General features: G+C 64.1%; 16 protein-coding genes. 12 read left to right on the forward strand and 4 right to left on the reverse strand.

Translation table 11 applies throughout. The annotated features are described in order from the left end of the window. Positions 1-12 precede the first annotated feature (12 nt). Positions 13-741: an SDR family NAD(P)-dependent oxidoreductase gene (locus WBR68_RS28185; protein WP_050450217.1), complete on the forward strand. Its 729-nt coding sequence runs from the start codon at positions 13-15 to the stop codon at positions 739-741. Positions 742-791: 50 nt separating this feature from the next. Here WBR68_RS28185 and WBR68_RS28190 read toward each other — a convergent pair whose 3' ends face one another. Beyond that, positions 792-1,574 carry an IclR family transcriptional regulator gene (locus WBR68_RS28190; protein ID WP_230695882.1) on the reverse strand — a complete coding sequence of 261 codons (783 nt, stop codon included), beginning with the start codon at positions 1,572-1,574 and terminating at the stop codon, positions 792-794. Between the two features lie 194 nt (positions 1,575-1,768). Here WBR68_RS28190 and WBR68_RS28195 point away from each other — a divergent pair, with 194 nt between their 5' ends. From WBR68_RS28195 to WBR68_RS28220, 6 genes are read left to right on the forward strand one after another with little or no spacing between them, the layout of a single operon-like run. Further along, positions 1,769-2,458, forward strand: coding sequence for a 3-oxoacid CoA-transferase subunit A (locus WBR68_RS28195; protein ID WP_050450215.1), 690 nt, complete (start codon positions 1,769-1,771; stop codon positions 2,456-2,458). After that, a complete protein-coding gene (locus WBR68_RS28200; protein WP_050450214.1) occupies positions 2,455-3,099 on the forward strand; it encodes a 3-oxoacid CoA-transferase subunit B in 645 nt (214 codons plus the stop codon). The genes WBR68_RS28195 and WBR68_RS28200 overlap by 4 nt, the downstream gene beginning before the upstream one ends. A gap of 15 nt (positions 3,100-3,114) precedes the next feature. Continuing rightward, positions 3,115-3,390 (forward strand): muconolactone Delta-isomerase, encoded by a 276-nt coding sequence (gene catC / locus WBR68_RS28205; RefSeq protein WP_050450213.1) that lies wholly within the window; start codon positions 3,115-3,117, stop codon positions 3,388-3,390. A 12-nt stretch (positions 3,391-3,402) separates the two neighbouring features. Beyond that, positions 3,403-3,699, forward strand: coding sequence for a YciI family protein (locus WBR68_RS28210; RefSeq protein WP_006216052.1), 297 nt, complete (start codon positions 3,403-3,405; stop codon positions 3,697-3,699). Between the two features lie 52 nt (positions 3,700-3,751). After that, positions 3,752-4,531: a 3-oxoadipate enol-lactonase gene (gene pcaD / locus WBR68_RS28215; protein ID WP_230695883.1), complete on the forward strand. Its 780-nt coding sequence runs from the start codon at positions 3,752-3,754 to the stop codon at positions 4,529-4,531. A 4-nt stretch (positions 4,532-4,535) separates the two neighbouring features. Continuing rightward, complete coding sequence (locus WBR68_RS28220; RefSeq protein WP_230695884.1) at positions 4,536-5,576, forward strand: cyclase family protein; 1,041 nt, start codon at positions 4,536-4,538, stop codon at positions 5,574-5,576. A gap of 386 nt (positions 5,577-5,962) precedes the next feature. Here the strand turns inward: WBR68_RS28220 and WBR68_RS28225 are convergent, their stop codons facing one another. Next, complete coding sequence (locus WBR68_RS28225) at positions 5,963-6,289, reverse strand: PsiF family protein (protein WP_230695885.1); 327 nt, start codon at positions 6,287-6,289, stop codon at positions 5,963-5,965. A gap of 353 nt (positions 6,290-6,642) precedes the next feature. Between WBR68_RS28225 and WBR68_RS28230 the strand changes: the two genes are divergently transcribed. The 4 genes from WBR68_RS28230 to WBR68_RS28245 all read left to right on the forward strand — a co-directional run bounded on the left by WBR68_RS28230 (position 6,643) and on the right by WBR68_RS28245 (position 9,254). After that, on the forward strand, positions 6,643-6,981 hold the full coding sequence (locus tag WBR68_RS28230; protein ID WP_050445895.1) for an FxLYD domain-containing protein: 339 nt from the start codon (positions 6,643-6,645) through the stop codon (positions 6,979-6,981). 170 nt (positions 6,982-7,151) lie between these two features. Next, positions 7,152-7,802 (forward strand): carbonic anhydrase, encoded by a 651-nt coding sequence (locus tag WBR68_RS28235; protein ID WP_050445894.1) that lies wholly within the window; start codon positions 7,152-7,154, stop codon positions 7,800-7,802. Between the two features lie 72 nt (positions 7,803-7,874). Next, positions 7,875-8,483, forward strand: coding sequence for a glutathione S-transferase (locus WBR68_RS28240; protein WP_230695886.1), 609 nt, complete (start codon positions 7,875-7,877; stop codon positions 8,481-8,483). Between the two features lie 159 nt (positions 8,484-8,642). Further along, on the forward strand, positions 8,643-9,254 hold the full coding sequence (locus WBR68_RS28245) for a hypothetical protein (protein WP_230695887.1): 612 nt from the start codon (positions 8,643-8,645) through the stop codon (positions 9,252-9,254). Positions 9,255-9,345: 91 nt separating this feature from the next. Here WBR68_RS28245 and WBR68_RS28250 read toward each other — a convergent pair whose 3' ends face one another. Together WBR68_RS28250 and WBR68_RS28255 are read right to left on the reverse strand one after the other, a co-directional pair. Then, complete coding sequence (locus WBR68_RS28250) at positions 9,346-10,683, reverse strand: DUF3100 domain-containing protein (protein WP_230695888.1); 1,338 nt, start codon at positions 10,681-10,683, stop codon at positions 9,346-9,348. Further along, positions 10,683-10,868, reverse strand: coding sequence for a hypothetical protein (locus WBR68_RS28255; RefSeq protein WP_230695889.1), 186 nt, complete (start codon positions 10,866-10,868; stop codon positions 10,683-10,685). The genes WBR68_RS28250 and WBR68_RS28255 overlap by 1 nt, the downstream gene beginning before the upstream one ends. A gap of 117 nt (positions 10,869-10,985) precedes the next feature. On the opposite strand from WBR68_RS28255, the gene WBR68_RS28260 reads away from it, so the two are divergent. Next, a complete protein-coding gene (locus tag WBR68_RS28260) occupies positions 10,986-11,894 on the forward strand; it encodes a LysR family transcriptional regulator (protein WP_230695890.1) in 909 nt (302 codons plus the stop codon). Positions 11,895-12,152 lie beyond the last annotated feature (258 nt).

Genomic DNA, 12,152 nt, shown 5'->3' on the forward strand with positions numbered 1-12,152 from the left:
CTGGAAACCGATATGAGCAAACCGACTGCGTATCTCGTCACCGGCGGCAGCGCCGGCATTGGCGCCGCCATCATCCGCATGCTGCTGGATGCGGGCCACAAAGTGGTCAACATCGACTACCGCCTGCCCGAGAATCCGCCAGCCGGGCTGGTCTCGTATCAGGCCGATCTGACCGATGAAGCGCGCACCAAGGAAGTCGCCGCCGAAGTCACCAGCGCCTACAACATCGTGGGCCTGGTGAACAACGCCGGCGCCACCCGCCCGGGCACGGCCGACACGGCCACCCTGGCGGATCTGGACTATGTGGTGAACCTGCATCTGCGCACCGCGCTGATCCTGGTGCAGGCCGCGCTGCCCGCCATGCGCGAAGCGGGCTTTGGCCGCATCGTGAACATGTCGTCGCGCGCCGCTTTAGGCAAGCCCGAGCGCGTAGTCTATTCGGCCACCAAGGCCGGGCTGGTGGGCCTGACGCGCACGCTGGCCATGGAACTGGGCGGCGACGGCATCACCGTCAACGCCATCGGCCCGGGCCCCATCGCGACCGACCTCTTCACCAAGAGCAATCCGGCGGGCGCTCCGCAAACCGAACGCATCATCAACAGCATCGTGGTCAAGCGCCTGGGCACGCCGGAAGACGTGGCGCGCGCCGCCATGTTCTTCCTGTCGCCGGACAACGGTTTCGTGACGGGCCAGATGTTGTATGTGTGTGGCGGCACGACGCTGGGCGTCGCCCCCATCTGAGCGCGCGCGCCATGCTGAACCACCTTGACCTTCGTGCCTGCCCGCCGCAACTAGCGGCGCAGCAGCGCGTGGTTGATCTGGTCGGCGGCGCGGCGCAAGGGTGGCAGGAAGGCGTCCAGCATGGCTTCGCGCGTAAAGCGGTTGGACTGCCCGCTGACGTTCATCGCGGCAATCACACGACCGCTGCGGTCAACAATGGGCACGGCCACCGATTGCAAACCGGGTTCCAGCTCTTGCGCCACGCAGGCGTAGCCATCGGCGCGCACGCCGGCCAGCAGACGCTTGAGTTCGGCGATGTCGGTGACGGTTTGCGGGGTGTAGGACTGGATCTGGCTCATGGCCAGCACCCGGTCCAGTTCCGTTTCCGGCAGGCCGGCCAGCAGCACGCGGCCCATCGACGTCACCCACGCCGGCAGGCGGCTGCCCACGGCCAGGTTGATGGTCATGACCTTGTGCGTGGACAAGCGCAGGATGTAGACGATGTCGGCGCCTTCCAGCACCGACACCGAGCACGATTCGCGCGTCTGCTCGGCCACTTCTTCCATGTACGGCAAGGCCAGGTTCCACAGCGGCGTGCCGGACAGATAGGCGTAGCCCAGTTCGAGAATGCGCGGGGTCAGTTCGAATTTGCGGTCGGTGACGGTGACGTAGCCCAGGTGTTCCAGGGTCAGCAGAATGCGGCGCGCGCCGGCACGGGTCAGCCCCGTCACGGCGGCCACTTCGGACAGCGTCATCTGCGAACGACCGGGGCCGAACGCTCGGATCACCGACAAGCCACGCGCGAAGGATTGCACGTAGCTGTCGCTGGGTTGTTGGGGGTCAAGCTCCGCCATCCGGTGGGTCCCAAGAGTAAAAAGCTCGCCGCTGGCGAGCCGATCGTTGCCGTTTCGGGCAACGCCAAACGATGGAGGATCGCCATGCGTCGGCCTGCCTTGACGCTGTGCGGTCCCCATGAAACGATGTTCTTCAGCAGAACGTAAGTTCTAATGAAGAACAAATTATGACACGCCACCTATGAGCGAACATCATGATCTCTAAGCTTGTTTCAAGCGCGGCGGCCGCCTTGGCGGACGTACCCGACGGCGCCACCGTCATGATCGGCGGCTTCGGCACTGCCGGCCAGCCCATGGAATTGATCGACGCCCTGCTCGAACAGGGCGCGAAAGACCTGGTCATCATCAACAACAACGCCGGCAACGGCACCACGGGCCTTGCCGCCCTCTTGGGCGCGAACCGCGTGCGCAAGATCATCTGCTCGTTCCCGCGCCAGGCGGACTCGCAGATTTTCGACGGCCTGTACCGCAGCGGCAAGCTGGAACTGGAACTGGTGCCGCAAGGCAACCTGGCCGAGCGCATCCGCGCCGCGGGCGCCGGCATCGGCGCGTTCTTCTCGCCCACCGGCTACGGCACCCCGCTGGCCGATGGCAAGGAAGTGCGCGAGATCAACGGCCGCCACTACGTGCTGGAATATCCGCTGCACGCCGACTACGCGCTGATCAAGGCCGAACGCGGCGACCGCTGGGGCAACCTGGTCTACCGCAAGACCGCCCGCAACTTCGGCCCCATCATGGCCAGCGCCGCGCGCGTGGCCGTGGCGCAGGTGCGCGAAGTGGTTGAGCTGGGCACGCTGGACCCCGAAACCGTCGTCACCCCCGGCATCTTCGTGCAGCGCGTCGTAGAAATCGACGCCGCCCCGGCCGCCAAGGAGCAGAAATGAGCACCAAACTGACCCGCGACCAGATCGCCGCCCGCGTCGCGCAGGACATTCCCGAAGGCGCCTACGTCAACCTGGGCATCGGCTTGCCCACGCTGGTGGCCAACCACCTGCCGGCTGACCGCGAAGTCATCCTGCATACCGAAAACGGCATGCTGGGCATGGGCCCCGCACCCGCCAAGGGCGAAGAAGACTACGACCTGATCAACGCCGGCAAGCAGCCCGTGACCGAACTGCCCGGCTGCTCGTTCTTCCATCACGCCGACTCGTTCGCGATGATGCGCGGCGGCCACCTGGACATCTGCGTGCTGGGCGCCTTCCAGGTGTCGCAACACGGCGACCTGGCCAACTGGCACACCGGCGCGCCCGACGCCATCCCCGCCGTGGGCGGCGCGATGGACCTGGCCATCGGCGCCAAAGACGTCTTCGTGATGATGGAACTGCAAACGCGCGAAGGCCAGAGCAAGCTGGTTGAGGCCTGCACGTATCCGCTGACGGGCGTGCGCTGCGTCTCGCGCGTGTACACGGACGTGGCCGTGTTCGACATCCGCGCCGACGGCGTCACCGTCACCGATATCTTCGGCGACGTCACCGCCGACGAACTGCTGGCCCTGACCGGCCTGCCGCTGAAATTTTCCCGCTAATCAGGAGCCCTCATCATGCTGTTCATGGTTCAAATGCAAGTCAACCTGCCCGTCGACATGCCGGCCGAGCAAGCCAACAAACTGAAGGCGGACGAAAAGGCGCTGGCCCAACAACTGCAACGCGACGGCAAGTGGAAAGAGCTGTGGCGCGTGGTTGGCCGCTACGCCAACGTCAGCATTTTCGATGTCGAAAGCAATGACGAACTGCACACGCTGCTGTCGTCTCTGCCGCTGTTTCCGTACATGGACATCAACGTCACGGCGCTGGCGCGCCACCCCTCGGCGATCTGACCGGAGCCTTCCATGCCCTACATCATTGAAACCTTCGACAAGCCCAACCACCAGGAAGTGCGCCAGCAGCATCGCGCGGCGCATCTGGAATACCTGGACGCCAACAAGCAGTTGCTGCTGGCCTGCGGCGCCAAGCTGCAAGACGACGGCAAGGACGCGGGCGGCGGCCTGTACATCGTTGACCTGGACACGCGCGAAGCCGCGCAACAGTTCATCGACGCCGATCCGTTCTCGCAAGCCAATCTGTTCGACCGCGTGACCATCACGCGCTGGCGCAAAGCCTACGTCGACGGCACCTGCCACCTGTAATCCTGTCGCGGCCGCCTTTGCGCGGCCGCAGTTTCATCCGAGGACTTCCCACATGGCTTACGCCGATCTCAGCCAAGCCCGGCTGTTCTACGTCATCGATGGCCCCGCCGACGCGCCGGTGCTCGTGCTTTCCAATTCGTTGGGCACCTGCTCCGACATGTGGGCGCGCCAGATTCCCGAACTGACCAAGCACTTTCGTGTGCTGCGCTACGACACGCGCGGCCACGGCAAGTCGTCGATTCCCGATGGCGAATACACGTTTGCGCAACTGGCCGGCGACGTCGCCGAACTGCTGGCGCATCTGAACATCAAGCGCGCGCATTTCTGCGGGCTGTCTATGGGCGGCCCGACCGGCATCGCGCTGGCGCTGGCGCACCCGGAACTGGTCGGCAAGCTGGTGCTGTGCAACACCGCCGCGCGCATCGGGTCGGTGGAAGGCTGGAGCACGCGCATCGCCGCCGTGGCCGAGCAGACGCTGGAAAAGATGGCGCCCACACTCGTGGAACGCTGGTTGACCGACGACTACCGCGCCGCCGAACCGGGCCTGACGCAAGTGCTGATCGACATGCTGCGCCGCACGCCGGACGCCGGTTATTCGGCCAACTGCGCCGCACTGCGCGACGCCGACTACCGCGAGCAAGTGTCCGCCATCACCGCGCCCACGCTGGTCATCAGCAGCACGCATGATCTGGCCGCGACCCCGACCCAGGGCAAGGAACTGGCCGCCGCCATCCCCGGCGCGCGCTATGTTGAATTGAATACGTCCCATATTTCAAACTGGGAACAACCGGAAGCCTTCACCCGCACGGTCGTCGACTTTCTGACGGAGTAAGCGCATGCAGCGCTGGAAACATCGGCCCGAAGGCTCCAACTGGGGCGATTTCGGGCCCGACGACCAGTTGGGTCGTTTGAATCTGATCACCGAAGAACAAGTGCTGAAGGGCGCGCGGGAAATCCGCGCGGGCAAGACGTTTTGCTTGTCGCTGCCTTTGGACCTGCCGGGCGGCAACGTGCTGAACCCGCGCCGCCATCCGCCGCAGCTGAGTCCGACCAAGCTTGCGGATACGCCGTATCTGAACTTTCCGCTGCGTAACGTCAACCCGGACGCGGTGGATGTATTGAGCGATGACCAGGTGCTGCTGTCGATGCAGTATTCCACGCAGTGGGATGCGTTGGCGCACGTGGGCGCGCTGTTTGATGCCGATGGCGACGGCAAGCCAGAGCTGCGCTACTACAACGGCTTTCAGGCGGGTGTGGACGTGGTCGGCCCGGCGGATGGCGAACATACCGGCTGCGGCTGCTCAACCGGCGGCCCGTCCGCGGCGTTGAAGCTGGGCGTGGAGAATCTGGCGCAGAAAGGCATGCAGGGGCGCGGCGTGCTGGTGGACCTGTTCCGCCACTACGGCCCGGGCCGCACGCTGATCGGCCATGCTGAGTTGATGCATGTGCTGGAAAAGGATGGCGTCACGGTGGAACGCGGCGACATGCTGGTGCTGCGTACCGGTTACGCCGAGGCTGTCGTGGCGATGAACGGCACGCCGGACCCGGAAGTGCTGCATACCTATGGAGCAGCGCTGGATGGAACGGATACGGCCTTGCTGCAATGGATCACGGACAGCGGCATCGCCGCGATCTGCGCGGACAACTACGCGGTTGAAGCGTACCCGGCCCGCGAAAAGACCGGTCCGCGCGCGATGCTGCCGCTGCATCACCATTGTCTGTTCAAGCTGGGATTGCCGCTGGCGGAGCTTTGGTATTTGAAAGACCTGGCGGAGTTTCTAGAGGCCAATGGCAGACATCATTTCATGCTGACCGCTCCACCGCTGCGTTTGCCGCACGCGATAGGGTCACCGGTGACGCCGATCGCGACTGTTTGATGGGTTTCGCGCGATTTCCATTGTGTTCCTTGCGGATGCCTTCTCGCGCTGCACCCATCCTACGGGTCGAATTGTAGGATGGGTGGAGCGCGCCAGATCGATCGCAAGAACCCCGCTGCATATCGCGCGAAACCCATCACGCGGCGGCGGAGGTGTGGCTGGATCGGCCATTTATCCACGGTCGTTTGATGGGTTTCGCGCGATTTCCATTGTGTTCCTTGCGAACACCTTCCCGCGCTGCACCCATCCTACGTGCCCATGACCGACGGCGCGACGCGACGAATGCCATGTTGCGCCATGAACGACGGCGTGGCGCGACGGACGCCATGACGTGCCCATACGACGAATGCCATGGCGCGCCTATGGACCGCTTTTCCCCACCCCGATCATCCCTTCAGACACGTACTCATGAACGTCTTGCGCGCATCGCCTGTCAATTTTTGATCGCCCGCCTTGGCGTTGCAGTCTTTCATTTTCTGCTGCTGCGGGGTCAGCGGCTTGCCGGATGACGTTGTCTCGCCTTTCAGGCAACTGCTCATGTAGGCCTTGCGCTCGTCGCCCGTCTTGCCCGTGGCCGACTTATTGCATTCCGTCATGCGCTGCTGCTGCGGCGTGGGGGTCTTGGCGGGGGTGGCGGGGGTTTGGGCTTGGGCCCCAAAAAAACATGCGGACAACACCATGGCCGAGGCCATCTGGGCAGTACGGGAAAGCATGAGTTTTCTCCCTTGCGTTTAGCGCCCGCCTGCGTGGGCACACGCATCAGACCGGGCTGCCGGCCGGTTGCCGACCCGGCCATCATCGAACAAACCGCCACGCGCCGCAAGCATCAGAAAGTTAGGAAAAGACAAGGCCGAAAAATCTCAATCCAGAGACATTCCGACGCATCCTTGTCATTAGCCGACGAATCTGGGAACAACCCACGCAACCTGTTACCGAATCATCCTTTTGACCCGTTGTGCAGGGGCGCGGAAAGGAGTGAGATAGCCCTGTCCGCCCGATATGCGGATGGCGCAAACGGCGGCGCAGACAAGCAAGCGCCCTCACGCCGGCACACTTGGAGACCGCCATGAAACTTGCCCTTGCTTCCCTTGCCTTGCTTGCCGGCCTGTCCGGCGCCGCCCACGCGCAAAGCCTGGCTTATGGCGTCACACTGGGCAACGTGCAGGCGGTGCGCGACACCAACATCAATATGTCCACCATCACCGGCTCACTGGCCAACCTGTCGGGCCGCCCCATCTCCAGCGCGGTGCTGACTTACGTGCTGTACGACGCACAGGGCCGCGAAGTGGGCCGGGTCAACGATGACGTGATCGGCCCGATTCCCCCCGGGCAGATCCGCTTGGTGAAGGCGGTGACGCCGCTGCAATTCACGAAAGTCACCGTGCTGGACGTACGGGCGCAATAGTCCGAACCGCAAAAAACCCTTATGTGAGCAGGGTTTAGACAGGTGGCTGTAGGGGCAAATATGGGAAAATTCCGCTTGCCGACTCGATAACAGGGGCTTCCAAACGAAGCCCCTTATTGCGTCTGTCGGCGTGCCAGCAAGCCTGGCCTAGATACTAGGAAGTGACCACCATGTTTCCCAAAAGACTCACCGAAGGCTATCAATCGTTCCTGGGCGGCCGTTTCCATTCGGAAAGCAGCCGCTATCAAAAGCTTGCCGAATTGGGGCAAAGCCCGGAAATCCTGCTTATTGGCTGCTGCGATTCGCGCGTGTCGCCGGAAGTGATTTTTGATGCCGGCCCGGGCGAAATGTTCGTGGTGCGCAACGTTGCCAACCTGGTTCCGCCCTGTGAGCCTGATTCAGAATCGTCCTACCACGGCACCAGCGCCGCCATCGAGTTCGCGGTCAACGGCCTGAACGTGAAGCACATCGTCGTGCTGGGCCACGCCTCTTGCGGCGGCATCCGTTCATTCTTCGACGACGCCAAGCCCCTGTCCAAGGGCGACTTCATCGGCAAATGGATGTCGCAGATCGAGCCCATGGCCGAGCGCCTGGGCCCCGGCTCCGGCGACCGCCAGACCAAACTCAAGCGCCTGGAACTGGCCGTGGTGGAACACAGCCTGAACAACCTGATGACGTTCCCGTCCATCCGCCGTCGCGTGGAAAAGGGCGAACTGGAATTGCACGGCACCTACTTCGGCGTGGCTACCGGCGTGCTGTTCCTGCGCGATCCGGAAACGGGTGAATTCAACCCCTGCCTGGAAACCGGCGTCACCGAATAAGGCGCATATCCGGTACGCTTGCGGCTGCTTTTCGCTTTCTTCAAAGACGCTACGCAACCGACAAGGACCGCTATGAAATTGTTTTTCTCGCCGGCTTCACCCTTCGTGCGCAAATGCATGGTCATTGCCCACGAACTGGGCCTGACAGAACGCATTGAAAAACTGCCCAGTGCCGCCGGCCCCGTCGCCCGTGACCAGAGCATCATCCCCAGCAACCCGCTGGGCAAGGTGCCCACCCTGATCACGGACGACGGCCAGGTGCTGTACGACAGCCGCGTCATCTGCGAGTACCTGAACGACCTGGGCGGCGGCACGCTGTTCCCCGCCAACGGCCGCGCGCGCTGGCAAGCACTGGCTGATCAGGCCTTGGGCGATGGCGTCATGGACGCGGCGCTGCTGGCCCGCTATGAAACCGCTCTGCGCCCGGAAGCCTTGCGCTGGTCCGATTGGGTTGACGGCCAGATGAGCAAGGCGCACGACGCACTGGCGCAACTGGAAAAGAACGTGGCCAGCCTGGAAGGCCGTGTCGATATCGGCACCATCACCATCGGCTGCGCCCTGGGCTACCTGGACTTCCGTTTCGCCAGCTACGACTGGCGCAGCACCCACCCCGGTGTTGCCGCGTGGTTCAAGACCTTCAACGCACGCCCGTCCATGCAGGCAACCCTGCCCCCGGCCTGACGCGGTTACGCTTTGACTCCTAGTGCGACGGGCTGACACGACGCCGCGCCCGCAACGCGGTAAATTTTGACGCAGGAAGTTCTGACGCCAAATATTGAACTTGTCAGCCCCCGGCAGAACCAAACCTCTGGTTCTTGTCGACTCGTACAGGGAGCAAGGATGAACGTCGCTGCGATCTCCCCCATTGCCCGCGTGGCCGCGCCCTACGCGGCGCACATCGCGCGGGTGGACGACACCCGCCCCAGTTGGGAAGCCGAACGCCTGGCCCAGACCGCGGCCGCGCGCGAGGCCCAGCGCAGCGCGCAGGCGCAAGCCGCGTGGGAAGCCCGGCGCGTTGCCCGCGTACGTGAAACGGCTGAAGCGGCTGATTCCGCCAAAGCGGCCAACGCCCCCGAATCTCCGTCACAAACCATTCACGCCCGCGCCGACGCGGCCACCCTTGCGGCAGCCGACGCGCTGCCCAAGCTGGATATCTTTCGCGATCAATACGCGGACACGCGACTGCGCCGCGCCCTTGACGCGTACGCCGCCCAGCCTGACCCGGTGGCCCAGCGCGCCGGCAACGCGAACGACCTGGGCACCATCGAAGGCCTGATGCCCTTGCAGGCGTATCGCGTTGCGATGGCCAACCCGCAAGTGCAGGAACTGCAAACCGCCGTGGCCATGAAGGCGGCGTCAGTGGCTGTGCCGGCGGTGGCCAATATCGGCGCCACCGAAAACGCCACGGACAACGCGCGCTACCGTCCCGGGTTTGCACCCGCCATGTCCTGAGCGTTGCACGGCCGCCAGCCCACGACGCGCGATGTAAAAAAGGCCGCCTGAAAATCAATCAGGCGGCCTTTCACCATTCAGCGCGCTCAGATCAGTGGAAGAATTCCGCGATCATCGTGGCGCCCATGAAGGTGCCGGCGTTGGCGGCCAGGGACACCACCACGATCTTCCAGCCCAGCTTGCGAAACGCCGGCAGATCCTTCAGGATCGACAGCCCGGCCATGGCCAGGATCACGGTCGTGAACGGCAGGAAGTTCACCTTGCCGACCAGCGCGATGATCTGGTCCGAGTACGGCAGCACGCCGGGGCAGCCCGCGGTCATGGCAATCAGCGACAGCACGAACACGGCCGGCAGCTTGGGCACCACACGCAGGATCAGGTCGGTCAGCACAACCAGAAGGATGATGATGCCCATGCCCGGCAGCGCGTCCATGAAGGGCACGTTGTAGCCCAGGCGGTTACCCACCAGCGCGAACAGGCCGCAGATGACATAGGCGGTCAGGCGGTCGCCAAAGCCCATCTTCGCGCCATGCGCCGGCACGTCGTCCGAGACGCTGTCGTCGACCACGGATTCCGATGCCTTGCCGCGCGAAAAGCGGCCCAGCACGGGTTCCAGCTTGCCGTACAGGAAGATGGTGGTCGGCAGCGAAATGAACAGCGTGAAGTACACGCCCACCACCGTCGTCAGCAAGTTGGCGGCGGCGGCCAGCGCGGCCACCTGGTGCGCCATTTCGGGCGTCTGCTGGGACGCAATGGCGCCCACGCCGGCGGCCATCATGCTGCCCGAACCGACGCCAGCGCCCATGGCCAGCGATCGCGGATCAAAAATGTTCAGGCTGGTGATGAAGCCGGCCATCAGCGCCACGAACAGCGCGCCGATCACCGTGCCCGTGATGTACTCGGCCATCACGCCACGGCCTTCCGGCGAGTTCATGCCGTAGCGCTCGCCGATGATGGCCAGGCTGGGCTCGCGGCCCACCGAGAACGTAGCGCCAATGGCTTCACGCTTGATGCCCAGCAACAGCGCCAGCGGCAGGCCGATGGCCATGGTGCCGAAGAAGTGCCCGAATTCCTGGAACACCAGCGCCCAGCCAGCCTCGCGGACCTGCGGCAACGCGCCGCCCACCATCAGGCCCAGCTTGGCCAGGAACGGCAGCAAGGCGTATTGCAGATAGCCGCTGATGCGGGTCTGCATGGCCTTGTCGATGGCGCTGCCCACAGGCATCCGCTGGCCAAAAGCCGCCACGATGGCGCCGATGAAAATGGCCCAAAGCATCGGTTGCAGAACGATCTTGCCCGGGCCCACCGAAAACGTGACGCTGCCAATCGCTTCGGAAATGACCACCACCAACAAGATGGCGGCAAGCATTCGAACGCGGACGGATAGCGACATGGAAGGCGCGGCCAGACTGGCGCTGGCGTAAGACATCAATTTCCCCTGATGAACGTGAGTATGTTTTCTTGCGGTTTGGCGATCCGGCGGCCGGCGATCCGGCGGCCGGCGATCCGGACACCCGACAGCGTGCGCGAACAGCAGGCGCGATTTTCGCCTGGGGGTCCGATCGGCAACCATGACATCGCGCGGGTATAAGCGTTGCGTAAAATGCAACGCATGGCCTTTTCCTGGGAGAATTTTGCACGACATCCCAAAAAATCCGGGTAAACCCTGATTCCCCACTGTGGATCTGCCGCTGCACCACCCTGCCCGCCGCCTGCCTTCAAGAGCCCGCCATGGATGAAAAACTAGACGCCCGCCGCACCCACTATTTCATGCAGGTCATGAGCCGGGGCTCCGTGCGCGGCGCCGCTGAAGTGCTGGACATGGACCCGTCCGCCGTCAGCCGCGCCATCGCCGCGCTGGAGCGCGACTGCGGCATGGCGTTGTTCGAACGCCGAGGGCGCGGAGTCGTGCCCACCGACGCCGGCCACATCCTGGCGCGCTATGTGAAGCGCCAGCAGAACATCCAGGAAAGCTTCTTTTCCGAGATCGACAGCCTGCGCAACGCCGAACGCGGCCATATCGACCTGGTGCTGGGTGAAGGCTTCGTCGAACTGATGTTCGACCGCGTGCTGCCCGGCTATTGGCGCAGTCATCCCGAGGTAACGTTGGACATCGACGTGGCGCGCACGTCGGAAATCGTGCAGCGCATCGTGGACGACCGCGCCTACATCGGACTGGTGTTCCAGCCGCCCAACGACGCGCGCCTGCGTACGCACTATTCGCGCCCCGAACCCATCCGCGCCATCGTGCAGCAAGACCATCCGCTGACCCGGCTAGACCGGCCGCTGCTGTTGACGGACCTGGCCGATTACCCCGGCGCGTCGATGCAGGAAGGGTTCGGGGTGCGACAACACATCCAGGCCGCCGAAATCAGCGAACAGGTGCGGCTGCGCAACGTGCTGACCACGTCGTCCTTCAAAGCGTTGTGGCAGTTCGCGGCGGCGGGCATCGGTTACGCGCTGACCCCGCCCATCGCCGTCACCGCCGACATGCGCGCCCAGCGCCTGGCCAGCCTGCCACTAGCCAACCCGATCCTGAATCAAGGCAGCCTGCACGTCCTGAGCCGCGCCGGCCGCCACATTTCCCCCGCCGCAAGAGAATTGCTGGACCACATCGTGCGCGGAATTGGCGCAGCGTAGTGCCAATCGCTGATCGTAGGATGGGTGAAGCGCGGGAGGGCCGACAACAGAACCCCAACGCCAAACGCGCGCAACCCATCGGACGGTAATTGCGCCGTGCCAGGCCGCGCCATGTATTCACCGCCGTCTGATGGGTTCGCGCGGTCGGCATTGGAGTTCTTGCCCGCGCCTAGCCGCGCGTCACCCATCCTTGTATGTTTTCATAGCACTTACCGATCTTGCTTCGGGGGTGCTGGGGATCGGGACGCACCCATCCAT

It is taken from the genome of Achromobacter sp. JD-1, from assembly GCF_038594925.1.
GTDB classification, from domain to species: Bacteria; Pseudomonadota; Gammaproteobacteria; order Burkholderiales; family Burkholderiaceae_B; genus Achromobacter; species Achromobacter spanius_C.

Coding starts and splice junctions, on each gene's coding strand:
- WBR68_RS28235 (WP_050445894.1), top strand. CDS start 7,152: ATGTTTCCCAAAAGACTCACCGAAGGCTATCAATCGTTCCTGGGCGGC.
- catC (WP_050450213.1), top strand. CDS start 3,115: ATGCTGTTCATGGTTCAAATGCAAGTCAACCTGCCCGTCGACATGCCG.
- WBR68_RS28255 (WP_230695889.1), bottom strand. CDS start 10,868: ATGCGTTGCATTTTACGCAACGCTTATACCCGCGCGATGTCATGGTTG.
- WBR68_RS28240 (WP_230695886.1), top strand. CDS start 7,875: ATGAAATTGTTTTTCTCGCCGGCTTCACCCTTCGTGCGCAAATGCATG.
- WBR68_RS28230 (WP_050445895.1), top strand. CDS start 6,643: ATGAAACTTGCCCTTGCTTCCCTTGCCTTGCTTGCCGGCCTGTCCGGC.
- WBR68_RS28195 (WP_050450215.1), top strand. CDS start 1,769: ATGATCTCTAAGCTTGTTTCAAGCGCGGCGGCCGCCTTGGCGGACGTA.
- WBR68_RS28190 (WP_230695882.1), bottom strand. CDS start 1,574: ATGGCGGAGCTTGACCCCCAACAACCCAGCGACAGCTACGTGCAATCC.
- WBR68_RS28185 (WP_050450217.1), top strand. CDS start 13: ATGAGCAAACCGACTGCGTATCTCGTCACCGGCGGCAGCGCCGGCATT.
- pcaD (WP_230695883.1), top strand. CDS start 3,752: ATGGCTTACGCCGATCTCAGCCAAGCCCGGCTGTTCTACGTCATCGAT.
- WBR68_RS28250 (WP_230695888.1), bottom strand. CDS start 10,683: ATGTCTTACGCCAGCGCCAGTCTGGCCGCGCCTTCCATGTCGCTATCC.
- WBR68_RS28225 (WP_230695885.1), bottom strand. CDS start 6,289: ATGCTTTCCCGTACTGCCCAGATGGCCTCGGCCATGGTGTTGTCCGCA.
- WBR68_RS28200 (WP_050450214.1), top strand. CDS start 2,455: ATGAGCACCAAACTGACCCGCGACCAGATCGCCGCCCGCGTCGCGCAG.
- WBR68_RS28210 (WP_006216052.1), top strand. CDS start 3,403: ATGCCCTACATCATTGAAACCTTCGACAAGCCCAACCACCAGGAAGTG.
- WBR68_RS28260 (WP_230695890.1), top strand. CDS start 10,986: ATGGATGAAAAACTAGACGCCCGCCGCACCCACTATTTCATGCAGGTC.
- WBR68_RS28245 (WP_230695887.1), top strand. CDS start 8,643: ATGAACGTCGCTGCGATCTCCCCCATTGCCCGCGTGGCCGCGCCCTAC.
- WBR68_RS28220 (WP_230695884.1), top strand. CDS start 4,536: ATGCAGCGCTGGAAACATCGGCCCGAAGGCTCCAACTGGGGCGATTTC.